The organism is Streptomyces sp. NPDC054961 (assembly GCF_053609145.1).
On sequence record NZ_JBSGWY010000012.1, the window covers coordinates 88,852 to 112,369 of the forward strand.

27 protein-coding genes, 1 tRNA gene and 1 riboswitch are annotated in these 23,518 nt (G+C 70.4%); of the genes, 9 read left to right on the forward strand and 19 right to left on the reverse strand.

The window, feature by feature from the left end; translation table 11 throughout:
* Nucleotides 1-9: 9 nt before the first annotated feature.
* From ACWF9Z_RS14160 to ACWF9Z_RS14175, 4 genes are all read right to left on the reverse strand, one after another.
* A complete protein-coding gene (locus tag ACWF9Z_RS14160) occupies nt 10-750 on the reverse strand; it encodes a DUF1707 SHOCT-like domain-containing protein (protein WP_453601653.1) in 741 nt (246 codons plus the stop codon).
* Nucleotides 751-899: 149 nt separating this feature from the next.
* Nucleotides 900-1,892, reverse strand: coding sequence for an ABC transporter ATP-binding protein (locus ACWF9Z_RS14165; RefSeq protein ID WP_453601656.1), 993 nt, complete (start codon nt 1,890-1,892; stop codon nt 900-902).
* Between the two features lie 6 nt (nt 1,893-1,898).
* Nucleotides 1,899-2,840, reverse strand: coding sequence for an ABC transporter permease (locus ACWF9Z_RS14170; RefSeq protein ID WP_453601823.1), 942 nt, complete (start codon nt 2,838-2,840; stop codon nt 1,899-1,901).
* 46 nt (nt 2,841-2,886) lie between these two features.
* Nucleotides 2,887-3,702 (reverse strand): ABC transporter permease, encoded by an 816-nt coding sequence (locus ACWF9Z_RS14175; protein WP_453601659.1) that lies wholly within the window; start codon nt 3,700-3,702, stop codon nt 2,887-2,889.
* A gap of 229 nt (nt 3,703-3,931) precedes the next feature.
* Here ACWF9Z_RS14175 and ACWF9Z_RS14180 point away from each other — a divergent pair, with 229 nt between their 5' ends.
* Nucleotides 3,932-6,481: a transglycosylase domain-containing protein gene (locus tag ACWF9Z_RS14180; RefSeq protein WP_453601662.1), complete on the forward strand. Its 2,550-nt coding sequence runs from the start codon at nt 3,932-3,934 to the stop codon at nt 6,479-6,481.
* 15 nt (nt 6,482-6,496) lie between these two features.
* On the opposite strand, the gene ACWF9Z_RS14185 is transcribed toward ACWF9Z_RS14180, so the two are convergent.
* From ACWF9Z_RS14185 to ACWF9Z_RS14195, 3 genes are all read right to left on the reverse strand, one after another.
* Nucleotides 6,497-6,817, reverse strand: a complete 321-nt coding sequence (locus ACWF9Z_RS14185) for a DMT family transporter (RefSeq protein WP_453601665.1) — start codon at nt 6,815-6,817, stop codon at nt 6,497-6,499.
* 31 nt (nt 6,818-6,848) lie between these two features.
* Nucleotides 6,849-6,947, reverse strand: a riboswitch (guanidine-III (ykkC-III) riboswitch).
* Between the two features lie 86 nt (nt 6,948-7,033).
* Nucleotides 7,034-7,378: a GroES family chaperonin gene (locus ACWF9Z_RS14190; RefSeq protein WP_453601668.1), complete on the reverse strand. Its 345-nt coding sequence runs from the start codon at nt 7,376-7,378 to the stop codon at nt 7,034-7,036.
* A 46-nt stretch (nt 7,379-7,424) separates the two neighbouring features.
* Nucleotides 7,425-7,742, reverse strand: coding sequence for a DUF3618 domain-containing protein (locus ACWF9Z_RS14195; RefSeq protein WP_453601671.1), 318 nt, complete (start codon nt 7,740-7,742; stop codon nt 7,425-7,427).
* A gap of 113 nt (nt 7,743-7,855) precedes the next feature.
* Between ACWF9Z_RS14195 and bcp the strand changes: the two genes are divergently transcribed.
* The 3 genes from bcp to ACWF9Z_RS14210 all read left to right on the forward strand — a co-directional run bounded on the left by bcp (nt 7,856) and on the right by ACWF9Z_RS14210 (nt 9,616).
* Nucleotides 7,856-8,323, forward strand: coding sequence for a thioredoxin-dependent thiol peroxidase (bcp, locus tag ACWF9Z_RS14200; RefSeq protein WP_453601674.1), 468 nt, complete (start codon nt 7,856-7,858; stop codon nt 8,321-8,323).
* Between the two features lie 144 nt (nt 8,324-8,467).
* Complete coding sequence (locus tag ACWF9Z_RS14205) at nt 8,468-9,490, forward strand: HNH endonuclease signature motif containing protein (protein ID WP_453601677.1); 1,023 nt, start codon at nt 8,468-8,470, stop codon at nt 9,488-9,490.
* A 42-nt stretch (nt 9,491-9,532) separates the two neighbouring features.
* Nucleotides 9,533-9,616, forward strand: a tRNA-Leu gene (locus ACWF9Z_RS14210).
* Between the two features lie 55 nt (nt 9,617-9,671).
* On the opposite strand, the gene rdgB is transcribed toward ACWF9Z_RS14210, so the two are convergent.
* The 4 genes from rdgB to ACWF9Z_RS14230 form a co-directional block, all read right to left on the reverse strand.
* Nucleotides 9,672-10,292, reverse strand: a complete 621-nt coding sequence (rdgB, locus tag ACWF9Z_RS14215; RefSeq protein WP_453601680.1) for an RdgB/HAM1 family non-canonical purine NTP pyrophosphatase — start codon at nt 10,290-10,292, stop codon at nt 9,672-9,674.
* A 30-nt stretch (nt 10,293-10,322) separates the two neighbouring features.
* Nucleotides 10,323-10,709, reverse strand: coding sequence for a hypothetical protein (locus ACWF9Z_RS14220; RefSeq protein ID WP_453601683.1), 387 nt, complete (start codon nt 10,707-10,709; stop codon nt 10,323-10,325).
* 126 nt (nt 10,710-10,835) lie between these two features.
* Nucleotides 10,836-11,567, reverse strand: coding sequence for a ribonuclease PH (gene rph / locus ACWF9Z_RS14225; protein ID WP_453601685.1), 732 nt, complete (start codon nt 11,565-11,567; stop codon nt 10,836-10,838).
* A 129-nt stretch (nt 11,568-11,696) separates the two neighbouring features.
* Nucleotides 11,697-12,041 (reverse strand): glucose PTS transporter subunit EIIB, encoded by a 345-nt coding sequence (locus ACWF9Z_RS14230; RefSeq protein WP_453601688.1) that lies wholly within the window; start codon nt 12,039-12,041, stop codon nt 11,697-11,699.
* A gap of 164 nt (nt 12,042-12,205) precedes the next feature.
* Between ACWF9Z_RS14230 and ACWF9Z_RS14235 the strand changes: the two genes are divergently transcribed.
* Both ACWF9Z_RS14235 and ACWF9Z_RS14240 read left to right on the forward strand, forming a co-directional pair.
* The gene (locus ACWF9Z_RS14235) at nt 12,206-13,507 is read left to right on the forward strand and encodes a PTS transporter subunit EIIC (RefSeq protein ID WP_453601691.1); all 1,302 of its coding nucleotides are present in this window, start codon (nt 12,206-12,208) and stop codon (nt 13,505-13,507) included.
* Between the two features lie 391 nt (nt 13,508-13,898).
* Complete coding sequence (locus ACWF9Z_RS14240; protein ID WP_453601694.1) at nt 13,899-15,164, forward strand: PTS transporter subunit EIIC; 1,266 nt, start codon at nt 13,899-13,901, stop codon at nt 15,162-15,164.
* Between the two features lie 77 nt (nt 15,165-15,241).
* Here the strand turns inward: ACWF9Z_RS14240 and ACWF9Z_RS14245 are convergent, their stop codons facing one another.
* Nucleotides 15,242-15,994, reverse strand: coding sequence for an MBL fold metallo-hydrolase (locus tag ACWF9Z_RS14245; protein ID WP_453601696.1), 753 nt, complete (start codon nt 15,992-15,994; stop codon nt 15,242-15,244).
* A gap of 281 nt (nt 15,995-16,275) precedes the next feature.
* Here ACWF9Z_RS14245 and ACWF9Z_RS14250 point away from each other — a divergent pair, with 281 nt between their 5' ends.
* Nucleotides 16,276-16,677 (forward strand): hypothetical protein, encoded by a 402-nt coding sequence (locus ACWF9Z_RS14250; RefSeq protein ID WP_453601698.1) that lies wholly within the window; start codon nt 16,276-16,278, stop codon nt 16,675-16,677.
* 17 nt (nt 16,678-16,694) lie between these two features.
* The gene (locus ACWF9Z_RS14255) at nt 16,695-17,009 is read left to right on the forward strand and encodes a DUF488 domain-containing protein (RefSeq protein WP_453601701.1); all 315 of its coding nucleotides are present in this window, start codon (nt 16,695-16,697) and stop codon (nt 17,007-17,009) included.
* A 211-nt stretch (nt 17,010-17,220) separates the two neighbouring features.
* On the opposite strand, the gene ACWF9Z_RS14260 is transcribed toward ACWF9Z_RS14255, so the two are convergent.
* From ACWF9Z_RS14260 to clpS, 7 genes are all read right to left on the reverse strand, one after another.
* Complete coding sequence (locus ACWF9Z_RS14260; RefSeq protein ID WP_453601704.1) at nt 17,221-18,171, reverse strand: PLP-dependent cysteine synthase family protein; 951 nt, start codon at nt 18,169-18,171, stop codon at nt 17,221-17,223.
* Entirely contained in the window at nt 18,171-18,458 is a 288-nt protein-coding gene (locus tag ACWF9Z_RS14265; RefSeq protein WP_356651625.1) for a MoaD/ThiS family protein, read from the reverse strand. The genes ACWF9Z_RS14260 and ACWF9Z_RS14265 overlap by 1 nt, the downstream gene beginning before the upstream one ends.
* Nucleotides 18,459-18,551: 93 nt before the next feature.
* Nucleotides 18,552-18,659: a putative leader peptide gene (locus ACWF9Z_RS14270; RefSeq protein WP_310941867.1), complete on the reverse strand. Its 108-nt coding sequence runs from the start codon at nt 18,657-18,659 to the stop codon at nt 18,552-18,554.
* An 88-nt stretch (nt 18,660-18,747) separates the two neighbouring features.
* On the reverse strand, nt 18,748-19,170 hold the full coding sequence (locus tag ACWF9Z_RS14275) for a Mov34/MPN/PAD-1 family protein (protein WP_453601709.1): 423 nt from the start codon (nt 19,168-19,170) through the stop codon (nt 18,748-18,750).
* Nucleotides 19,171-19,304: 134 nt separating this feature from the next.
* Nucleotides 19,305-20,729, reverse strand: coding sequence for an amino acid permease (locus ACWF9Z_RS14280; RefSeq protein WP_453601712.1), 1,425 nt, complete (start codon nt 20,727-20,729; stop codon nt 19,305-19,307).
* 353 nt (nt 20,730-21,082) lie between these two features.
* Nucleotides 21,083-21,685 (reverse strand): DUF2017 domain-containing protein, encoded by a 603-nt coding sequence (locus ACWF9Z_RS14285; RefSeq protein WP_453601714.1) that lies wholly within the window; start codon nt 21,683-21,685, stop codon nt 21,083-21,085.
* Entirely contained in the window at nt 21,685-21,999 is a 315-nt protein-coding gene (clpS, locus tag ACWF9Z_RS14290; protein WP_356651633.1) for an ATP-dependent Clp protease adapter ClpS, read from the reverse strand. The genes ACWF9Z_RS14285 and clpS overlap by 1 nt, the downstream gene beginning before the upstream one ends.
* Nucleotides 22,000-22,080: 81 nt before the next feature.
* Between clpS and ACWF9Z_RS14295 the strand changes: the two genes are divergently transcribed.
* Complete coding sequence (locus tag ACWF9Z_RS14295) at nt 22,081-23,409, forward strand: nicotinate phosphoribosyltransferase (RefSeq protein WP_453601717.1); 1,329 nt, start codon at nt 22,081-22,083, stop codon at nt 23,407-23,409.
* The last annotated feature ends 109 nt before the right edge of the window (nt 23,410-23,518 follow it).

The following is a 23,518-nucleotide window of genomic DNA, read 5'->3' on the forward strand; positions in this document are numbered from 1 at the left end:
CCGCCGTCCCTAGAGCTCCTTGCGCGGCTTCGACTTCGAGATCTTGCTCGCCTTCGCGCTCTTCGGGGGCTTGACCTTGATCTCCACGCCACCCCAGAACGCGAAGCCCGTCACGACCACCCGCGGGGCCCCCGGCTCCACCGGCCCGGGGTTGTCGCGCTGGTCGAAGGCGCCCATCACGCCGATGCCCCGTACGTCGACCTCCACACCCGGCGGCACGGTGATCTCGATGCCGCCCATGACGGCGACGCAGTTGATCACGACCTCGCGCCGCTCGAAGTTCGCCTCGCGCAGGTCGATCTCACCGCCGCCCCAGAACGCCACCGCGTGCAAGCGGGAGGGCACGGTCCAGTTGCCCTTGCGCTGGAAGCCCGACATGACCGCGACGGCCATGGCGGGGCCGCCGACCGCGCCGCCACCCCCGATCCGGGCCGGCCACCCGGAGTCCGATCCGGCCGGCACCCCCGTCAGGCCGACCGGGCCCACCGGGGCGGCCGCCACCGGCGCCGTCGCGCCGAGCGCGGGGAGATCGCGCGTCAGCGGTTCCAGCTCCGCGTAGGTGCGGGACGCGTAGGTCGCCTCCAGCCGCTCCTCGAACTCCTCCATGTCGAGCCGGCCCTCGGCGACGGCGTCCCGCAGACGCTCCACCACCCGCTCCCGGTCCGCGTCCGAGGCCCGCAGATCCGGCAGCGGCTTCTCGAACGGCACCGGCTCCTGGGGCAACGGCTTCTCAGGCCGCTCGTCACTCATGAGGACCAGCCTAAGCAGTCGCCGTTCAGAGTTGTATGGCTCGGACCCGGCTCCCCCTCAGGGTTGTCCCTGATTTATCCCCGGCCCCACCGCACAGCCCGCGCACAGCCCGCGCCCGAACCGCCCCGCCCGGCCTCGCCCGCCCCGCCCTACCCCCGCCCCGCGTACATCCGCGCGATCACGTCCTCGATGTCCGGCTCCCGCACCGACAGGTCCAGCAGCGGATACTCGGCCGCCACCGCCGCCACCAGCGGAGCCGCCGAAGCCCGCGCCGGGAAGGCCAGCCACTGCCGCGGTCCCTCCACCTTCACCACCCGCGCCCCCGCCACCTCGATCGGCGCGAGTTCCCGCTCCAGGTCCACCACCAGGGTCCGCTCGCTCTCCCCCGCCCCGCCCGCCGTGTGCAGCCCGCCCAGCGACCCGTCGTACATCAGCTGCCCGTGGTCGATCACCATCACCCGCTCGCAGAGCTGCTCGATGTCCTGGAGGTCGTGCGTGGTCAGCAGCACCGTGGTCCCGAGCTCCTCGTTCAACTGCCGCAGGAAGCCCCGTACCTTCGCCTTGCTCACCACGTCCAGCCCGATCGTCGGCTCGTCCAGGTACAGCACGTCCGGATCGTGCAGCAGCGCCGCCGCGATGTCCCCGCGCATCCGCTGCCCCAGCGACAACTGCCGCACCGGTACGTCGAGCAGCTCGGACAGGTCGAGCCGGTCCACGCAGCGCTCCAGGTTCTCCGCGAACCGCGCCGCCGGGATCCGGTACATCCTCCGCATCAGCCCGTAGGAGTCCTTCAGCGGGAGGTCCCACCACAGCGTCGTGCGCTGCCCGAACACCACCCCGATGCGGTGCGCCAGGCGCAGCCGCTCCCGCGCCGGATCGATCCCGGCGACCCTCAGCCGGCCGCCGCTCGGGGTGAGGATGCCGGTCAGCATCTTGATCGTCGTCGACTTGCCCGCGCCATTGGGCCCGATGTAGCCGACCATCTCCCCGCGCGCCACCTCGAAGCTGATCCCGTCCACGGCCCTGACCTGCCGTTTCTCCCTACGTACCAGGCCCACTCGACGCCGTACGTCGAAGACCTTCTCGACCCCGTCCAGCGAGATCAGCGCATCCGTCGTCATCAGCGCATCCGTTGTCGTCATGTCCACTCAGCTCCCCGTGCTCCGGTACGAACGAACTCCCGCGCGCCACGCCAGCGACGCGGGCACGAACACCGCGAAGGCCACCAACGGGCTCGCGAACGCCGCCCACACCGGAAGTCCCAGGGGGTCGGGCCGCCCCAGGACGTACAGAGCGGGCAGCCAGTTGACGAAGGCCAGCGGCACGATGAAGGTCACCCCGCGCAGCAGGTCCTTCGCGAAAACGGTCGGCGGGTACTGGAGCATCGTGCAGCCCCCGTACGTGAAGGAGTTCTGCACCTCCGCCGCGTCCCCGGCGACGAACTGGAACGCCGCTCCCGCCACCATCACCGCCCCGAAGATCCCCGCCCCGGCCGTGATCATCACGGGGACGAGCAGCATCTTGCCGACCGTCCAGTCCAGTTGGTCCAGGTTCGCGACCGCCCACGCGAGCACCCCGAGGCCCTGGGCGATCCGTCCCAGCCGGCGCAGCGCGAAGCGGTCGGCCGCGACCTGGGCGAGCACCGGGACCGGCCGGACGAGCATGGTGTCGAGGGAGCCGTCGCGGATCCGGGCCCCGATCCGGTCGGTGTTGCCGAGCAGCAGGTCGGCCAGGCCCAGGGAGGCCGAGCAGGACCCGTACAGCAGCGCGATCTCGGGGAGCGTGAAGCCGCCCAGCTCGTCCACGTGCGAGAACATGATGGCGATGGCGACGAAGTCGAGGAGGGTGATCGCCGCGTTCCCGAACGTGGAGAGGAAGAAGGACGTGCGGTAGGTCATCGTCGACCGGATCCACATGGCCGCGATCAGGCCGTAGCCGCGCAGCCCTTCCACCACCCGGTTGCGCCGCGGCACGTCCAGGGGCTCCAGGGCCCCGGGACCACCAGGACCACCAGGACGCCCGGGACGCACCGCGGCCTCGGCCGCCCCCGGAACGAAGCTCCGCACCCTCTCTCCCGTCCCCTCGCCCATCCCCTCGTCCGTCCCCTCGCCCCGCCGGCCCCCCTCCGCCACCCGCTCAGCCACCCTGGACCACCACCTTCCGCGTCGCGGCCGACTGCACCAGCCGGCCCAGTCCCAGCAGGGCCAGCGCCCAGGCGGCCTGGAAGGCGAACGCCCCGGCCGCGCTGCCGGCCCCCGCGCCCTTGCCCAGCAGGACGTCCAGGGGGACCTGGAGCACCGCCGCCCACGGCATGACGCGGACGAACTCCCCGAAGCCGCCCGGGAACACGGTCAGCGGCAGCAGCATTCCGGAGAAGAAGATCGAGGCGACGGTGGCCATCAGGTTGATGCCGGCGCCGTCCATCAGCCAGAACGCCGCCAGCCCCAGCAGGTAGCGCAGCGCGAAGCTCACCACCAGTCCGAGGAGCACCGCGACGAGGAACAGCACCCAGCGCGTCAGATCGGCGGGCAGCGCCAGGTCGAAGGCGAGAGCGCCGATCATCAGCGGTACTACGCCGCGGCCCAGGAGTTGGAACCCTGCCCGGCCCAGATCGCCCGCCAGCCACCACAGCTGGAGATCGGCCGGCCGGTACAGGTCGACGGCGATGTCACCCGTCCGGACGCGCTCCTGGAACTCCTCCTGGAAGCCGCCGCCGATCAACGCCCCTGCGGCGAGCAGTGCCTGACTGACCCACATGAACGTGAGGGCCTGCGACTGGTCGTAGCCGCCCAGTCCGGGGCGTTCGTCCCACAAGGCGACGAACGTGTAGGCGAGGACGAAGCCGAAGGCGGTGTTGGTGAACACCCCGGCCGCGGTCGCCGTCCCGTAGGTGGCGTACCGGCGGAAGCCCCCGGCCGCGACCGCGCCGTAGAGGCCCACTTCCTGACGCATGTTCGTACGCGCGCTCGGGCGCACCCGGTCCTCCGTTTCCCACGCCGTGGCTGCGTCGTTCCCACGTCGTTCCCACGTCGTTCGTACATCGGCCAAAGCGCGCGAGCTTAGTGCGGAGGGGCGATCCACGCGAAGGAATTACGCCCGTCCGAAGCGGAACCGGCGGCCATCGGGTAGACACCAGAGGTACAGATGTGGATATTTCGTACGGCGCCGAGGAGTCCCGGAGATGAGCGACCCGTCACCACCGCCCGGTTGGACGCCTCGTGATCCGGACACCCCCGAGGAACCGCGTCCCGCCGGCGGGAGCGCGACCCCGTCGCCGGGACCCGAAATGACCGCCAGGCAGGCCAAGAAGGCCGAAAGGGCGGAGCGCAGGCGCGCGAAGGCGGCGGGAGCCGGCGGCGCGGACGGGGCGGCACGCGCGGACGGGGCGGCCCGGCGGACCCGGCGCAAGCGCACCGGCTGGCGCCGGATCCTGCCCACCTGGCGGATGGTCCTGGGTGCCTTCCTGCTGCTCGCCCTGCTGGTCGGCGGCGCCCTGGTGGCCGGTTACCTGCTGGTCGACATCCCGCCCGCCAACGCGGCCGCCGTGGCCCAGTCCAACGTCTACCTCTACGCCGACGGCTCCCAGCTCGCCCGCGACGGCGAGGTCGACCGCGTCAACGTGCCGCTCTCCCAGATCCCCCGCACCGTCCAGGAGGCCGTCCTGGCCGCCGAGGACCGCGACTTCCACTCCGAACGGGCGGTGGACCCGGCGGCGATGCTCCGCGCCGCCTGGAACACGGCGACCGGCAAGGGCACCCAGTCCGGTTCGACCATCACCCAGCAGTACGTCAAGAACTACTACCTGGGTCAGGAACAGACCATCAAGCGGAAGGTGAAGGAGTTCTTCATCGCGATCAAACTCGGCCGCGAGAAGTCGAAGGACTACATCCTCGAGGGATATCTGAACACCAGTTACTTCGGCCGCAACGCCTACGGCATCCAGGCCGCCTCCCAGGCCTACTACGGCAAGGACGTCGGCAAGCTCACCACCGCCGAGGGCGCCTACCTCGCCACCCTCCTCAACTCCCCCAGCGCCTTCGATGTCGTCTCCCACCCCCAGGGCCGGCCGCGCGCCCTCGCCCGCTGGAACTACGTGCTCGACGGCATGGTCAAGAAGGGCTGGTTGACGGCCTCCGAACGCGCCGCCATCCGGTTCCCCGAACCGGGCAAGGTCCGCCCCGCCGCCGGACTCTCGGGCCAGCGCGGATACCTCGTGGAGGCCATCAAGGACTACATCGTCGACAACAAGATCCTCGACGACAAGACGCTCGCCGAGGGCGGCTACCGCATCACCACGACCATCGACAAGCACCGTCAGACCGCCCTCGTCGATGCCGTCAACGACAAGATGGTCAGCAAGCTCGACCCCGGGAAGGTCAAGGCCGACCGCGTCGTACGCACCGGCGCCGTCTCCATCGACCCGGCCACCGGCAAGGTCGTCGCGCTGTACGGCGGCATCGACTTCACCAAGCAGTTCGTCAACAACGCCACCCGGCACGACTTCCAGGTGGCGTCCACCTTCAAGCCGTTCGTGTTCGCCTCGGCCGTGCAGAACGACTCGCACACCCAGGACGGCCGCACGATCACCCCGTACACGATCTACAACGGCGACAACAAGCGCCGCGTCGTGGGCACCCGCATCCCCTACGCCCCCGAGAACGAGGGGCAGCTCAGCTACGGCAACATCACCGTCAACACCGCCACCGACCTCTCCGTCAACGCCGTCTTCGCCCAGATGGTCGTCGACGTCGGCACCGACAAGGTCAAGCGGACCGCCGTCGCCCTCGGACTCCCCGAGAACACCCCGAACTTCGACGCCGTGCCAGCCATGGCCCTGGGCACCCTGCAGGCCAGCGTCCTCGACATGACCCAGGCCTACGCCACCCTCGCGGACCACGGCCGCCACACCCCGCACACCTTCGTGGAGAAGATCAGCAAGGCGGACGACACCGTTCCGCTGCCGCACCGCGACGTGACCCAGGCCGTCAGCCGCGAGGCCGCCGACACCACCACGTCCATGCTGATCAGCGTCGTCGACAACGGCACGGGCACAGCCGCCCTGGCCGCCGGACACCCCGCCGCGGGCAAGACGGGCACCGGCGAACTGGACCGCTCCGCCTGGTTCGCGGGGTACACCCCCGACCTGGTCACCGTCGTCTCGATGATGGGTCAGGACCCGGACACCGGAACCCTGGAATCCCTCTACGGAGCGCTCGGCGAGGGCCGCATCGGAGGCGGCGGCTACCCGGCCCGGATCTGGGCGCAGTACACGAAGACGGCCCTGGCCGACAGCGACCCCGTCGACTTCGACCTGGAGCTCATGCCGGGCGCCAGTCAGCCGCCGCCTCCCTCGTCCGTCAACCCCAACCCCCCGCAGCAGACCCCGGGCGAACGCCCCTCCGGCCCGCCGAACCGTCCCACGCCCAGCCCGCCGACGGGCGGGCAGACGCAGGACGGGGACGGGGACGGACAGGACGACGGCGGCCGGACGACGAGCGGTCAGGACGACGGGGGCCGGGACAACGGCGGCGGGGACAACGGGGGCCGGACGGACGGCGGGCAGAACACGGACGGGCAGAACAACGGGGGCCAGACCACGGGCGGCCGCATCGCGGGCGGCCGGACCACGGGCGGGCTGAGCACCGGAGGCCGGGGCGAGGCCGGCGCCGCCGCGGGCGCCCGCGGCGGCGCCACCGAAGGACGGCGCCCGCCGGCGGACCTCCTGGAATGACCCGGGCTGCGCGGGTCAGTGGCCGGAGGTCACCTTCAGGCCCACGACCGCGACCAGCAGCAGGGCGATGAAGAAGATCCGGGCGGCGGTGACGGGCTCACCCATCACCGCCATGCCGACCACCGCCGCTCCGGCGGCGCCGATGCCCACCCACACGCCGTACGCCGTACCGATCGGCAGGGTTTTGACCGCGAGGGACAGCAGCACCATGCTCGCCACGATGCCGGCGCCCGTGAACACGCTCGGCCAGAGCCGGGTGAACCCTTCGGTGAACTTCATACCGATCGACCAGGCGACTTCGATCACACCGGCGATGATGAGCAGGATCCAGGCCATGACAGGCACCTCCAGAACGAGAGCGGAACAGGGTGCGTCGTCTTGTCATGCAGCCATCGGCACCACGGTGCACAGCGACAGCCACCCGGTACGGCGCGTCTCGTCGGGGGTTTCACTATCGTAGCAAAAACAGACGAAAGGGGCCGGTGACCGTCGTCACCGGCCCCTTTCGACCATGGAATACAAGGAATCAGGGAAGCCCGGGCAGCTGGGGACCTACAGGTACAAGCCCGTGGAGTCCTCCGACCCCTCCAGCCGCTCGGCGGCCACGGCGTGCAGGTCCCGCTCGCGCATGAGCAGGTACGTCGCCCCGCGCACCTCTACCTCGGCCCGCTCCTCGGGGTCGTAGAGCACCCGGTCCCCCGTCTCGACCGTCCGTACGTTCTGCCCGATCGCGACCACTTCGGCCCAGGCCAGCCGCTTGCCCACCGCGGCCGTGGCGGGGATCAGGATGCCGCCGCCCGAGCGGCGCTCGCCCTCCGGCGAGTCGGACTTCACGAGCACGCGGTCGTGGAGCATGCGGATGGGCAGCTTGTCGTGGGTGGTGGTGTTCTCGCTCACGCCCCGAACCTACCCGCCCGCGCCCGCGCCGCGCCCGCCCGGGTCATCAGCGCTTGCGTCGCGCCGACACGACGAGCAGGCCCAGGACACCGGCCACGAGCAGCGCGGCCGGCACGATCCGCTCGACGCGCGGGGCTCCGTCCTCGTCGCGCAGCGCGTCGCGGGCGTCGGTGACCAGGCGGTTCACCGTCGCCACCGCGCGGCCGACGGCGTGGTCGACGGTCCCGACCACCTTCGCCCTGGCGTCCCCGACGATCGTCTTGGGGTGGACGCGCACACCGATCTCGTCGAGCGTCTCGGCGAGCTGGTCGCGGCGGCGGACGATGTCCGCCTCGATCTGTGCGGGGGTCCTGGCTTCCGGCACCGCGCTGCCTCCGTCGTCGTGGTCGGTCCCATGAGGGCGTAGCCCCTCATGAACAGTCTGTCAGCAGCTTAGTCTCGTGACCGTACCGATCCCCTCCCGAGGAGACTGTTGAGATGAGCGAGCGACTTGAGCCGGGCGACATCGCCCCCGCCTTCACCCTGCCCGACGCGGACGGCAACGAGGTCTCGCTCGCCGGCCACAAGGGCCGCAAGGTGATCGTGTACTTCTACCCGAGCGCGCTGACGCCGGGCTGCACCAAGCAGGCCTGCGACTTCACGGACAACCTGGCCGTCCTGGCCACGGCCGGCTACGACGTCGTCGGCGTCTCCCCGGACAAGCCGGAGAAGCTCGCGAAGTTCCGTGAGCAGGAGCACCTGAAGGTCACCCTGGTCAGCGATCCGTCGAAGGAAGTGCTCACGGCGTACGGCGCGTTCGGCGAGAAGAAGCTGTACGGCAAGACGGTCACGGGCGTCATCCGCTCCACGGTGGTCGTCGACGAGGAGGGCAAGGTCGAGCGCGCCTTCTACAACGTCAAGGCGACGGGCCACGTAGCCAAGATCATCAAGGACCTGGGCATCTGACCCCACCCTTTTCGCGACGGAACGGCCCACACCCACCCGGTGCGGGCTGTTCCGCTTATCGGACCAATCGGTCCGTAACCGTCCGGCTATCGGTCCGTTACTCCGTACGAGGGTCGCACGCGCGGCCTCATCGAAGGGGGACCGATGGCCGACCCGTACGAACGCGCCACACTGGCCGCAGCCGTCGCCGACTCACGAGGCTGGGCCGACCTGATGCGACGCCTCCAGCTCACGGAGAGCGGCGGGCAGCGCCGCGTCCTCCAGGAGAAGGTGGCCTCCTTCGGGATCGACAGCAGCCATTTCGCGAAGCGGAGTCCGTGGCGCAAGTACACGGACGAGGCGATAGCTGCGGCCGCGGCCTCATCGAGCACACTGCGCGAGGTCGCTCTCAAGCTCGGCATGCGCCCCGCGACCGGCACGCTGTCGCACATCGTCCGGCGCATGGCAGCGGCGGGCATCGACACCGGCCACTTCGCGGGAATGAATCGGGAGCGCGTCGAGCTGCCGTTCACCACGGCAGAACTCGCTTCCGCGGCGACCAGCGCCGGCAGCATCCGCGGTACGGCTCGAGCTCTGGGCATGTCCGACGACAGCCGATCCCGGGCCGCTCTCGGAAGGATGCTCAAGAAGCACGGCATCGACACCGCGCACTTCGCCAACTTCCGGCCGACCATCCCCGCTGACCTGCTTCGCGCCACCGTTCCGGAGGCGACCAGCTACGCGGACCTCATGCGCGCTCTCGACCTCGAGGTGAACGACGTCAATCACCGCCGGGTACGCCGCCGCGTCAGCCAACTCGGACTCGACGTGAGCCACTTCAAACGACGGCCCTGGGGGTCCCGGACGGCAGCGGGGCCAAGGCCGGTCGCGCCCGACACCCTTACCGTCCTCCCGAAGGGATCCGCCCGGCTCGGCCGCCCCCGGCTCCACAGGGCACTCCAAGAGGTAGGCGCTCCGTGCGTCTGCGCGAGCTGCGGGAATCCCGGCGCATGGCTGGGGCAGCCGATCACCCTCCACATCGACCACATCAGCGGGGACTGGCTCGACAATCGCCGCGAAAACCTCCGCTACCTGTGCCCCAACTGCCACGCCCTGACCGACACCTGGTGCCGCGGAGGCCGCGGCCGCAATGGTGTCGCCCAGCGAACCTCGGCAGTCGTACACTAGCCGCAGTCGGCCAGGATGGATGTCCGAATTAGCCGATTAGTCGCGGTCGTGGTGGAATTGGCCTACACGCAACTTTTAGGTAGTTGTGGGAGAAATCCCTTGAGGGTTCGAGTCCCTCCGACCGCACGCATACGAAGGCCCGGCTCCGAGAGCCGGGCCTTCGGCGTTTCGGCCGGGCCGGTCAGCCCAGGAGTTCGCGGACCACCGGGACCAGGGCGCGGAAGGCCTGGCCGCGGTGGGAGATGGCGTTCTTCTCCGCCGCCGAGAGTTCCGCGCAGGTACGGGTGTCGCCGGCCGGCTGGAGGATCGGGTCGTAGCCGAAGCCGCCCGTGCCCGACGGGGCGTGGCGCAGGGTGCCCAGGAGGCGGCCCTCGACCACGCGTTCCGTGCCGTCGGGGAGGGCGAGGGCGGCCGCGCAGAAGAAGTGGGCGCCGCGGTGCTCGTCGGCGATGTCACCGAGCTGCGCGAGGAGCAGGTCCAGGTTCGCCTTGTCGTCGCCGTGGGCGCCGGCCCAGCGGGCCGAGAAGATGCCCGGGGCGCCGCTCAGGACGTCCACGCAGAGGCCGGAGTCGTCCGCGACCGCCGGGAGGCCGGTGGCCCGGGCCAGGGCGTGGGCCTTGAGGAGGGCGTTCTCGGCGAAGGTGACGCCGGTCTCCTTGACGTCCGGGATCTGCGGGTACGCGTCCGCGCCGACCAGCTCGTGCGGCAGGCCGGCGTCGGACAGGATGGCGCGGAGCTCGGTGACCTTGCCCGCGTTGCGGGTGGCCAGGATGAGGCGGCTGGGAGGAGGCGTCGAGGTCATGACCCCATTATCGGCCGTTCGGCCCCCGGCTCAGCCCGGGGTGCAGACCTTCGAGATTTCCTTCGCCGCGTCCGCGACCGGGGTGATGTCCGGGGTGGAGTTGCCGCCCTCGAGCGAGGTGCGGACGTTCTTGACGGCCGTGTTCATCGAGGTGATGGCCTTGCTCAGGTCCGCGTTGTCCGTCTGGTCGCCGACCTTCTTGAGGTTGGCCTCGATCTGGTTCAGCGCGTTCTGCGCGTCCTGCGGGCTGTTGCCGGCCTGCGAGACGGCCTGCTGGAGGTCGTTCGCGCCGTCCGTGATGGCGACCGCCGTGCTCGCGCAGTCCATCGCGGTCGAGATCGCGTCGCAGGAGGTGACCGCGGGTATGGCGAGGGCCGCGGTCAGGGCGACGGCTGCAAGGCGGTACTTCGGCTTCACTTCGGCCCCCGGGGTGAGTCGCTGGGTGGATGTGTGCTGGAACGTGGACGGGCGCACGGCTTCGACGCCGTGCGCCCGTACCCCGTCAGACGCGGGGACGCGCCCCGCGGTTGCCGGGGGACCGTTCTAGAGCTCGAGCTCCAGGGCGCCCAGCTGCAGGGCCTCCAGGTCGGCGCAGCCGCCGGCGGCCAGGTCGAGGAGGGCGTTGAGTTCCTTGCGGTCGAAGGGCTCGGCCTCCGCGGTGCCCTGGACCTCGACGAAGCGGCCGTCGCCGGTGCAGACCACGTTCATGTCGGTGTCGGCCCGCACGTCCTCCTCGTAGCAGAGGTCGAGGAGCGGGACGCCGTCGACGATGCCGACGCTGACGGCGGCGACGGTGCCGGTGAGGGGCTTGCGGCCGGCCTTGATCAGCTTCTTCCGCTGGCCCCAGGAGACGGCGTCGGCCAGGGCGACGTAGGCGCCGGTGATGGCGGCGGTGCGGGTGCCGCCGTCGGCCTGGAGGACGTCGCAGTCCAGGACGATGGTGTTCTCGCCCAGCGCCTTGTAGTCGATGACGGCGCGCAGCGAGCGGCCGATGAGGCGGGAGATCTCGTGGGTGCGGCCGCCGATCTTGCCGCGTACGGATTCGCGGTCGCCGCGCGTGTTGGTGGCGCGGGGCAGCATCGAGTACTCGGAGGTGACCCAGCCCTCGCCGCTGCCCTTGCGCCAGCGCGGGACGCCTTCGGTGAAGGAGGCGGTGCAGAAGACCTTGGTGTCTCCGAAGGAGACCAGGACGGAGCCTTCGGCGTGCTTGCTCCATCCGCGTTCGATGGTGACCGGGCGGAGCTGTTCGGGCGTACGGCCGTCGATACGAGACATGGCACCGAGCCTAGTCGGTGCGGGGGGCGGGGCAGGACCCCCGTCGAGGGCGCGAAAAGACCCCGTCCGGGTGCGTCCGGGCGGGGTCCTGTCGTACGCGGTTCCGCGTGGGTGAGCCGGGGGCTCAGCTCACATCATGTCTTCGATGTCGGCGGCGATCGGGTCGGCGTCGGTGCCGATGACGACCTGGATCGCGGTGCCCATCTTGACGACGCCGTGGGCGCCGGCGGCCTTGAGGGCGGCCTCGTCGACCTTGCTCGGGTCGATGACCTCGGTGCGCAGTCGGGTGATGCAGCCTTCGACCTCTTCGATGTTCTCGATACCGCCGAGCCCGGCGACGATCTTCTCAGCCTTGGTGGCCATGTGTTTCTCCCTGAGTTCTACGAAGAACGAGTCTCGGCGGCGCCGTTGCCCGTCGGCCGGCGTTGGTGCGGCTGACCGGCCGGCGTGGTCCGCTTCGTCACGGTAACGCACGGTTGGCCCAGTTACGCGGGCGCATGCCCGGCATCTGCCGAATGATGACGATCAGCATGAACCTGCCCTACGGACGGGTGAAATGCGATCACTTCATAAGTGGTCTACACCAGTGTGCCGCACGTGTCGCGGCTGCCAAAACCGGCCCGTCAGGGAGGACGCGGATGAGCGCGAGCAGCGCCGCAGCAGTGCCACGGCCGAGGCGGTGGAACGGCATTTTCCAAGGGCTGCAGAAGATGGGCCGGAGCCTCCAGCTGCCGATCGCCGTGCTGCCCGCCGCGGGCATCCTGACCCGGCTGGGCCAGCCGGACGTGTTCGGCGCGGACGGCCTGGGCTGGACGGACGTCGCCAAGGTCATCGGGGCCGCGGGCGGGGCCCTGCTCAACGCCGACCTCGGCCTGCCGCTCCTCTTCTGCGTCGGCGTCGCGATCGGCATGGCCAAGAAGGCGGACGGCTCGACGGCGCTGGCGGCGGTGGTCGGCTTCCTGGTGTACCGCAGCGTGCTGCGCGTCTTCCCCGACCCCTGCCCGACCGGGACCGTGGACATCGGGGGCGGCTGCCTGGGGCCCGACCAGACCTTCGCCGAGTACAACTTCCAGAATCCGGGGGTGTTCGGCGGCATCGTCATGGGCCTGCTGTCGGCCTGGTTCTGGCAGCGCTACCACCGCGTCAAGCTGGTCGACTGGCTCGGCTTCTTCAACGGCCGCCGCCTGGTCCCGATCATCATGACCTTCGTCGCGATCGTCTTCGCCGTGATCTGCCTGTGGATCTGGCCGCCGATCGGCGACGGACTGGAGAGCTTCTCGGACTGGCTGGTGAGCCTGGGGTCGGGGGGCGCGGGCATCTTCGGCGTGGCGAACCGCGCGCTGCTGGTGATCGGCCTGCACCAATTCCTGAACGTGCCGGTGTGGTTCCAGTTCGGCAGCTACACCAAGCCGGACGGCCAGACGGTGCACGGCGACATCCCCATGTTCCTCGCGGGGGACCCGAACGCCGGGCAGTTCCTCACCGGCTTCTTCCCCATCATGATGTTCGCCCTGCCGGCGGCGGCGCTCGCGATCACGCACTGCGCGAAGCCGGCGCGGCGCAAGGAGGTCGGCGGCCTGATGATGTCGGTCGCGCTGACCTCCTTCGTCACCGGCATCACCGAGCCGCTGGAGTACTCGTTCCTCTTCCTCGCGCCCGGGCTGTACGCGGTCCACGCGCTGCTGACGGGCGTGTCCATGGCGGTGACGTGGGCGTTCGGCGCCAAGGACGGCTTCAGCTTCTCGGCGGGCCTGATCGACTACGTCATCAACTGGAGCCTGGCCACGAAGCCCTGGCTGATCATTCCGATCGGACTCGGCTTCGCGGTCGTCTACTACGCCGTGTTCCGCTTCGCGATCACCAAGTGGGACATCAAGACACCCGGCCGGGAGTCCGACGAGGAGATCGCGGCGATGGAGGCGGAGAACACCAAGGCCTGAGCCGCGGTCCGCCGGCGGCGCGGCCCGGGGGTGACCCCGGTGCCGCGCGGAGTCCGCGAAGGACCTGCCGGGACAGGACCAAGGACCCCGAAACGGAGGGGCCGAAGGCGCCGGCCGCACCCGCCGTACGTCCCGCTCATCGCGCCCGTTTCCGTGACAAAGGCCTTCGGACCCTCAGGGTCCGAAGGCCTTTGTCGTGTATGTACCCGTGTGTCCTCGCCCACGGAAGTGGAGGGTTCCTTACCTGAACCTCACGTGCTAAAACTGGTCTACACCACTGAGTGGTGTAGACCACGCGGGCCTTTCGGCCCCCGAGGTCCTCCCCTTACCTGAGACGCCGCCGCCCCCGTTTTCCCTGTCCCGGCAGCGCCTTGTCCAATGGAGGAAGTTGATGAGTACGGCCACCGCCGCTCCCGCCAAGAAGCGGGGCTCCGGCCTGTTCCAGGGTCTGCAGAAGGTCGGCCGCAGCCTTCAGCTGCCCATCGCCGTCCTGCCGGCCGCGGGCATCCTGCTGCGCCTCGGCCAGCCCGACGTCTTCGGCAAGGACGGCCTCGGCTGGGGCAAGGTCGCCACGGTGTTCGCCACCGCCGGTGACGCCGTCTTCGCCAACCTGCCGCTGCTGTTCTGCATCGGTGTCGCGATCGGCTTCGCCAAGAAGTCGGACGGCTCCACGGCGCTCGCCGCGCTCGTCGGGTTCCTGGTCTACAAGAACGTCCTCACCGCCTTCCCGGTGACCGAGGCCGTCATCAACACCACCGAGAACAACGGCGTCGACATCCCGGCGACCTACAACAACCCCGGCGTCCTCGGCGGCATCATCATGGGCCTGCTCGCCGCGGTCCTGTGGCAGCGCTTCCACCGCACGAAGCTGGTGGACTGGCTCGGCTTCTTCAACGGCCGCCGCCTGGTCCCGATCGTCATGGCCTTCGTCGGCGTCCTCGTCGGCGTCTTCTTCGGCCTGGCCTGGGAGCCGATCGGCGAGCTCATCGCCAACTTCGGCGAGTGGATGACGGGCCTCGGCTCCATCGGTGCCGGCCTCTTCGGCCTCATCAACCGCGCGCTGATCCCGATCGGCATGCACCAGTTCGTCAACACCGTCGCCTGGTTCCAGATCGGTGACTTCACCGACGCCGCCGGCGCGGTCGTGCACGGTGACCTGAACCGCTTCTGGGCCGGCGACGCCAGCGCCGGACAGTTCATGACCGGCTTCTTCCCGATCATGATGTTCGGCCTCCCGGCCGCCGCCCTGGCCATCGCCCACAGCGCCCGTCCGGAGCGCCGCAAGGCCGTCACCGGCATGATGCTCTCGCTCGCCCTCACCTCGTTCGTCACGGGTGTCACCGAGCCGATCGAGTTCTCGTTCATGTTCATCGCACCGGTGCTCTACGCCATCCACGCCGTCCTGACGGCCGTGTCCATGGCCGTCACCTGGGCGCTCGGCGTCCACGCCGGCTTCACCTTCTCCGCCGGCCTGATCGACCTGGGCCTCGGCTGGAACAAGGCCACCTCGCCCTGGATGATCATTCCGATCGGCCTGGTCTTCGCGGCGGTCTACTACTTCGGCTTCCGCTTCGCCATCACGAAGTTCAACCTTCCGACGCCGGGCCGCGAGTCCGACGAGGAGCTCGCCGAGATGGAGAAGGCCGAGGCCAAGTAAGGTCCCGCGCCACTCCACGGCACGACGGAGCCCCCGCTCTCCCGGAAGGGAGGGCGGGGGCTTTCGCGTGTGCGCTGTCAGACCTCGTAGACCGCGCCCGCGTACGCCAGGTCCACCGGGCCGTCGTAGACCGCGCGGGCGTCCGCCAGGTTCTGCCGCGCGTCCGTCCACGGCGGGATGTGGGTCAGCACGAGCCGGCCGGCCCGGCCGTCGCGGGCGAACTCGCCGGCCTCGCGCCCGTTGAGGTGCAGGTCCGGGATGTTCTCCTTGCCGTGCGTGAAGGAGGCCTCGCAGAGGAAGAGGTCGGTGTCCTGCGCGAGCAGCCCCAGCTCGGCGCAGACACCGGTGTCACCGGAGTACGTCAGCGAACGGCCGCCGTGCTCGACGCGGATCCCGTACGACTCGACCGGATGGCAGAGCCTCTCGGTGCGGACCCGGAAGGGGCCGATCTCGAAGGTGCCCGGCTTCAGGGTCCGGAAGTCGAAGACCTCGCTCATCGAGCGCTCGTCGGGGACGTCCTCGTAGGCGGTGGACAGCCGCTTCTCGGTGCCCTCGGGGCCGTAGACGGGGATGGTGCCGCAGCGGCCGCCCTCGTGGCGGTAGTAGCGGGCGACGAAGTAGCCGCACATGTCGATGCAGTGGTCGGCGTGCAGGTGGCTCAGGAAGATCGCGTCGAGATCGTAGAGCCCGATGTGCCGCTGGAGATCGCCGAGGGCGCCGTTGCCCATGTCGAGGAGCAGCCGGAAGCCGTCGGCCTCGACGAGGTAGCTCGAACAGGCCGATTCCGCGGACGGGAACGAACCCGAACAGCCGACGACGGTGAGCTTCATGGAGCGTGAACCTCCGTGGACGGTCCGTGGACGGATGCGGGCCGTGCGTGGGTCGAGCGTAAGGCGCGAAACCTCCGGTCGCTCCTCCGCGGCGGGCCGTTGTGGGGGGAATCACCTGTGCTGTCACCCGGTGGAGCGACGGGGCGTATCGGGGTTGCCGTGCGGGTGCCGTCACGGTGCCGCTCCGGGGCCTCGCGCGGGAGAGCCGGTGCGGGGCAGCCGTCCGGGTGCCGCGGGTCCGCTGCCGTGCCGGGGGCCCCGTGCGCGGCTACGGTCGGAGTATGGACACCTCCTGGTGGCCTGCGGTCGCCGCGGTGGTGGTCGTGGTCCTGCTGGTGCTGCTCCCCCGGCGGGCGCGGCACGCCGCGCAGCCGCCGCACGGGCCGGGCCCGCCGCCGCGTCCCCGACCCGGTGAGCTGTGGTTCCTGGAGAACGGCCGGCCCTGTCTGGTCCTGGACGTACGGAGCCACTGGGCGCGGATCGCGCGGATCACCGGGAAGTACGACGACCGGCGCTCCGGGGTGATCCCGCTGCCGCCGGGGGTGGTGGGGGCGCGGGCGGCGTTCCTGGAGGCGGACCGGGTGACGGAGGTGTCGGTATGGGAGTTCGCGCGGGCGCGGCGGCTGGGGGTGGTGGACCCGGCGGTGTGGGACGAGGTGAAGGGACTCGGGTCGTCCGGCTGAAGCGTGTCTACGATCCCGTGGAGCCGGGGGCCGACGGAGTCAGGGTGCTCGTGGACCGGCTGTGGCCGCGGGGCCTGTCGAAGGAGGCGGCGGAGGTCGACGCGTGGGCGAAGGCGGTCGCCCCGTCGACGGAGCTGCGGAAGTGGTTCCACGGGGGTGGCTCCGTGGAGGAGTTCCGGGCGAGGTACGCGGTGGAGCTGGAGGCGCCGGAGGCGGTGGCGGAGATCGCCCGGCTGCGGGAGGCCGCCCTGACCGGGCCGGTCACGCTGCTGACCGCCGTCAAGGATCCGGGGGCGAGCCACGCCGGTGTGCTGGCCGCACTGTTGTCCTGACCCGTCGGGGGATGCTGCCCCCGGTCGTGGGCGGGCCCTGCCGCCGCGCGGGGCCGGCCCCGGCCCTCCCCCGGACTCCGTCCGGGAGCCACCTCGTCCGCGGTTTCCCGGAGCTCCGACACCGACCGGACGGACCCGGGGCTCCGCCCTGGAGTCCGCGCCGCGAGCGCCGGCGGGGCCGGATCTCCCCGCCGGCGGGCCGCCCGGCGGCCTACGCCCAGAGCTGGCCCTGGAGGACCTCGATCGCCTCTTCCGTCGTCGCCGCCGTGTAGACGCCCGTCGAGAGGTACTTCCAGCCGCCGTCGGCCACGACGAAGGCGATGTCGGCCTTCTCGCCCGCCGCGACCGCCTTGCGGCCCACGCCGATCGCCGCGTGCAGGGCGGCGCCCGTGGACACGCCCGCGAAGATGCCCTCCTGCTGCAGCAGCTCCCGCGTGCGGGTGACCGCGTCCGCGGAGCCCACGGAGAAGCGGGTCGTGAGGACCGACGCGTCGTAGAGCTCGGGGACGAAGCCCTCGTCGAGGTTGCGCAGGCCGTAGACCAGGTCGTCGTAGCGCGGTTCCGCCGCCACGATCTTGACGCCCGGCACATGCTCGCGCAGGTACCGGCCGACGCCCATCAGGGTGCCCGTCGTGCCGAGGCCCGCCACGAAGTGGGTGATCGACGGGAGGTCCCGGAGGATCTCCGGACCGGTCGTCGCGTAGTGCGCGCCCGCGTTGTCCGGGTTGCCGTACTGGTAGAGCATCACCCAGTCCGGGTGCTGTGCCGCGAGTTCCTTCGCGACGCGGACGGCCGTGTTCGAGCCGCCCGCCGCCGGCGAAGGGATGATCTCGGCTCCCCACATGGCCAGCAGGTCGCGCCGCTCCTGCGAGGTGTTCTCCGGCATCACGCACACGATCCGGTAGCCCTTGAGCTTCGCCGCCATCGCCAGGGAGATGCCGGTGTTGCCGGAGGTGGGCTCCAGGATCGTGCAGCCGGGGAACAGCCTGCCGTCCTTCTCGGCCTGCTCGACCATGTGGAGCGCCGGGCGGTCCTTGATCGAGCCGGTCGGGTTGCGGTCCTCCAGCTTCGCCCAGATCCGTACGTCGTCGGAGGGCGAGAGCCGGGGCAGGCGCACGAGCGGCGTGTTGCCGACCGCGGCCAGGGGGGAGTCGTAGCGCATTACTTCGATCCGCCGGCCACGGCCGGGAGGATGGTGACGTTGTCGCCGTCCTTGAGCTCGGTGGAGATGCCCGCGAGGAAGCGGACGTCCTCGTCGTTGAGGTAGACGTTGACGAACCGGCGCAGCTCGCCGCCCTTGGTCTCGTCGACGATGCGCTCCTGGATGCCCTTGTGGCGGGTCTCCAGGTCCGAGAAGAGCTCGGACAGGGTCGCGCCCTCACCCGTGACGGCCTTCTCGCCGTCGGTGTAGGTGCGGAGGATGGTGGGGATGCGGACCTCGATGGCCATGGCAGGCTCCAGTCAGGTGGTGAGGGGCGGCGAAGTGGGGCGGGGAAGACGAAGGTGCGGGCGTGAGCGTGCGGCCCCGCGGGGGCGGCCGGCTCAGGCGGCAGGACAGATGGCGCTGGCGAGGCGGCACAGATCGACGTGCAGCCGCGCCACGAGCAGCAGCCTGCCGGGCGTCTCGATGCTCACGTCGTGGGGAACCATGCGGTCATGTTAACGATTCCCGGTCCGTGGTTTGGAGTGTGATCCCGCATCGTGGACGGATACCGCTCACATGCTGAGCAGTACCCCGTCAGTAGGCCTCGACGACCTTCACTTCTTCCTCCGTGATCACGCCTTCGACGATCCGGTACGAGCGGAACTGGAACTCCCCGAGCCCGTCCGCGTCGGCCGTGGAGACCAGCACGTAGTGGGCGCCGGGCTCGTTCGCGTACGTGACGTCCGTGCGCGAGGGGTAGGCCTCGGTCGCGGTGTGCGAGTGGTAGACGATGACGGGTTCCTCGTCCCGGTCGTCGAGCTCGCGGTAGAGCTTCAGCAGATCCTTCGAGTCGAACTCGTAGAACGTGGGCGACCGGGCCGCGTTCAGCATCGGGACGAACCGCTCCGGGCGGTCCGTGCCCGCCGGGCCGGCCACCACTCCGCACGCCTCGTCGGGGTGGTCCTGACGCGCGTGCGCGACGATCTGGTCGTACAGGGCCTGGGTGAGGGTCAGCATGAGCGACAGGATATGCAGACGGGCCCTCCCGTACCGAGGAGTGGTACGGGAGGGCCCGGATGCTGGACACGAGTCCTGGGAGAACGCGGTTCCCGGCCGTGACAGGCGGCCGGGACCCGCGGCGTGAGGGGCCTCTAGGAGACCTTGTCGAAGGCCTCGGCGCGCGGGGCGCGGGACTTCAGCACCAGGTACGAGACGCCCAGCAGCAGACCCCACAGCGGGGCGCAGTAGAGCGAGACGCGGGCGTCCTTGTCGACGCCCATCATCACGATGACCATGCCGATGAAGGCCAGGGCGAAGTAGCTGGTGTACGGGGCTCCGGGCGCGCGGAACGGCGACTTCGGGACGTCTCCGCGGTCGGAGGCGGCGCGGTAGCGGATCTGGCAGACCAGGATCATGATCCAGGCCCACATGCCGGAGATGGTGGCGAAGGAGACGACGTAGTCGAAGGCCTTGCCGGGGGCGACGTAGTTGATCCAGACGCCGACCAGCATGAGCGCGGCGGAGAAGCTGGTGCCGATCAGCGGGGTGCCGCTCTTGGTGAGCTTGGTGAAGAACTTCGGGCCCTGGCCGTTGAGCGCGAGGTCGCGCAGCATGCGGCCGGTGGAGTACATGCCCGAGTTGCAGGAGGACAGGGCAGCAGTGAGGACCACGAAGTTGACGATCGCGGCGCCGACGCCGAGGCCCATCTTCTCGAAGGCCGCGACGAAGGGGCTGACGCCGGGCTGGAACTCGTGCCACGGGACGACCGACAGGATCATGATCAGCGCGCCGACGTAGAAGACGGCGATGCGCCACGGCACGGTGTTGATGGCCTTGGGCAGGGTCTTCTCGGGGTTCTTGGACTCGCCGGCGGTGACGCCGACCAGCTCGACCGCGAGGAAGGCGAACATGACGATCTGCAGGGTCATCAGCGTGCCGCCGAGGCCCTTGGGGAAGAAGCCGCCGTCGCTCCACAGGTTCGTGACGGTCGCCGTGTCGGCGGCGTCGGAGAAGCCGATGGTGAGGATGCCGGCGCAGATCAGGATCATGCCGACGATGGCGGTGACCTTGACCATGGAGAACCAGAACTCGAGCTCGCCGAAGAGCTTCACGGAGATCAGGTTGGCGCCGTAGAGGACGAAGGTGAAGATCAGCGCGTACGCCCACTGCGGGAAGCCGTCATGGGTCCAGTACGCCATGTACTGCGCGGCCGCGGTGACTTCGGTGATGCCGGTGACCACCCAGAAGAGCCAGTACGTCCAGCCGGTCACGTATCCCCAGAAGGGGCCGAGGAACTCTCGGGCGTAGTCCGAGAAGGAGCCCGAGACGGGGCGGTACATGAGCAGTTCGCCCAGCGCCCGCATGATGAAGAAGATGACCAGGCCGGCGATGGCGTAGGCCAGGATCAGACTCGGTCCGGCCTTGGAGATGGCCTTGCCGGCGCCCAGGAAGAGGCCGGTGCCGATGGCTCCGCCGATCGCGATCATCTGGATCTGGCGGGCTCCGAGTGCGCGGTGGTATCCCTCGCCGCCCTCGGCTGTGTCGTGCTGCTGCTCGTCGACCTGTACGGAGGTCATGTCTTGGTGCGCCTTTCTCCACGCCGACCCGCGCCTTCACTGGCTCGGATCGGGTCCTCGATCCCCCCGGATACGGATGGAGTTGCACGCCGGCGATCAGCCGGTTCAAGCAGGCCGGGGAGCATGGGTGGCGCCCCCTCGGCGGTCGTGAAGATTTATCACGTGCTTACGGGTGCCCGAGGGAAGAAAATGTGACGCAGGGCGCAAAAAAATCGGGACATACATCTCGGAAAACAAACAGATCACCACATCGTGGTGATCTGATCGTTATCCGGATTTGAGCGTCCGCTGAGCGAACGGGCTCCCGGTCCGGGGGGCGCCCGGGAGCGATCTGAGGATGACCTGAGGAAACCTCAGAGGGTCTCGATGAGGGTCTCCTGGAGGCCGCCGAGCCACAGGTACGCCATCACCATCGGCTTGCGCGGATCGTCGTCCGGGAGCCGGAAGAGCACCGCGCTCTCGTCGTCCTCGGTGATCTCGAGCCGGGCCGCGATGGTGAGCCTCAGGTCGTTGAGCGCACCGAGCCAGCGCAGCGGCAGCTGGTCGGTCAGCTCCAGGACGGCGGCCCCGTCGCCGCCCGGGGTGAGCCCGTCCAGGCTGTGCACGACGGCCAGCGCATCCTCCCGCTTGCGGGTGCGCAGGTCGTTCTCGGTGAAGCGGCGGAATTCGGCCGAGTGGGCCCGCAGCTCCTCCTCGTCGGCGCGCGCACCGGCCCCCGGACCGCCGTAGGCGTCGGGGAAGAGGCGGGCGAGCGCCGGGTCGGACGGGGGCTCGGTCGGGCCGTCGGAGGCCGCGAAGAGGGCGGCGAGCGGGTCCGCGTCCGGGTCGGGCTCGGGCTCGCCGGGGCCGATGAGCTCCAGCAGCTGCACGGCCAGGGAGCGCAGGATCGAGATCTCGATCTCGTCCAGCGCGATGGCGGCGCCGCCGCCCTTCAGGGCCTCGAAGACGCCGCCCATCAGTTGCGGTCCTGGGACATGGTCGCCCAGAGGCCGTAGCCGTGCAGGGCCTGCACGTCGCGTTCCATCTCCTCGCGGCTGCCGCTGGAGACGACCGCCCGGCCCTTGTGGTGGACGTCGAGCATCAGCTTGTTCGCCTTGTCCTTGGAATAGCCGAAGTACGCCTGGAACACGTACGTCACGTAGCTCATGAGGTTGACCGGGTCGTTGTGCACCAGGGTCACCCACGGGACGTCGGGTTCCGGGACCGCGAAGGTCTCTTCGGCCGACTCGGTGCGTTCGATCTCAACAGGAGCAACACTCACTTGTCCCATGCTGCCACTGACAGGGGTCCGTCGCACAAACGGGCCCCTACATCTCGTCAATGTGACGAGATGTGCGCTAGCATCCGGGACATGAACCCTGCGGACCTGGGCCTGCCGGTGGACGTGCCGTCGACAGCGCTCTTCACGGACCATTACGAGCTCACGATGCTGCAGGCCGCGCTGGCCAGCGGCACCGCCGACCGACGCTCGGTCTTCGAGGTCTTCACCCGGCGGCTGCCCGAGGGACGGCGCTACGGCGTGGTCGCGGGAACCGGCCGGGTGCTCGACGCGGTGGAGAACTTCCGCTTCGACGGCGCCGTACTGGAGTTCCTGCGCGAGCGGGCCGTCGTCGACGCCCGCACCCTCGACTGGCTCGCCTCCTACCGCTTCTCGGGTGACATCTGGGGCTACCCGGAGGGCGAGGTCTACTTCCCCGGCTCCCCGGTCCTGCGCGTCGAGGGCAGCTTCGCCGAGTGCGTGCTGCTGGAGACCGTGATCCTGTCGATCCTCAACCACGACTCGGCGATCGCCGCGGCCGCCTCCCGGATGGCCTCGGCCGCCGGCGGCCGCCCGCTGATCGAGATGGGCGCCCGGCGCACCCACGAACTGGCGGCCGTGGCCTCGGCCCGCGCCGCGTACGTGGGCGGCTTCACCTCCACCTCGGACCTGGCGGCCGGCTTCCGGTACGGGATCCCGACGGTCGGCACGAGCGCGCACGCCTTCACCCTGCTGCACGACGACGAGCGGGGCGCGTTCACGGCCCAGGTCGCCTCGCTGGGCAACGGGACCACCCTGCTGGTGGACACCTACGACGTGGCCGAGGCGGTCCGGACGGCCGTGGAGGTCGCCGGGACGGGCCTGGGCGCGGTCCGGATCGACTCCGGGGACCTGCTGCTCGTCGCCCACCGGGTCCGGCAGCAGCTGGACGAGCTCGGAGCCACGTCGACGCGGATCGTGGTGACCTCGGACCTGGACGAGTACGCGATCGCCTCGCTGGCGGCGGCCCCCGTGGACGCCTACGGAGTGGGCACCCAGCTGGTGACCGGCAGCGGGCACCCGACCTGCTCGATGGTCTACAAGCTGGTGGCGCGGGCGGCCTCCGCCGACCCGAAGGCGCCGCTGGTGTCGGTGGCGAAGAAGTCCTCGGGCGGCAAGACCTCCGTCGGCGGGCGCAAGTGGGCGGCGCGGCGGCGCGACGCCGACGGGGTCGCGGAGGCCGAGGTCCTCGGGACCGGCCCGGTCCCGGCGGCGCTGGCCGACACGCAGCTCCTCGTGCAGCTGGTCAAGGCGGGTGAGGTGGTGGCCCGCGAATCCCTGGAGACGGCGCGCGACCGCCACCGCGAGGCCCTCGCGGGCCTGCCCCTCTCCGCCTCGCAGCTGTCGCGCGGCGAGGCCGTGATCCCGACCGAGTACGCGTAGCGGGGCGCGGCCCCCCCCCCCGCGCGGGGGGCGCGGCCCGCGGGGGGGGGGGGGGGCGCCCCCCGGCGGGGGTGGGGGGGGGGGGGGGGGGTACACCACACACAGACCC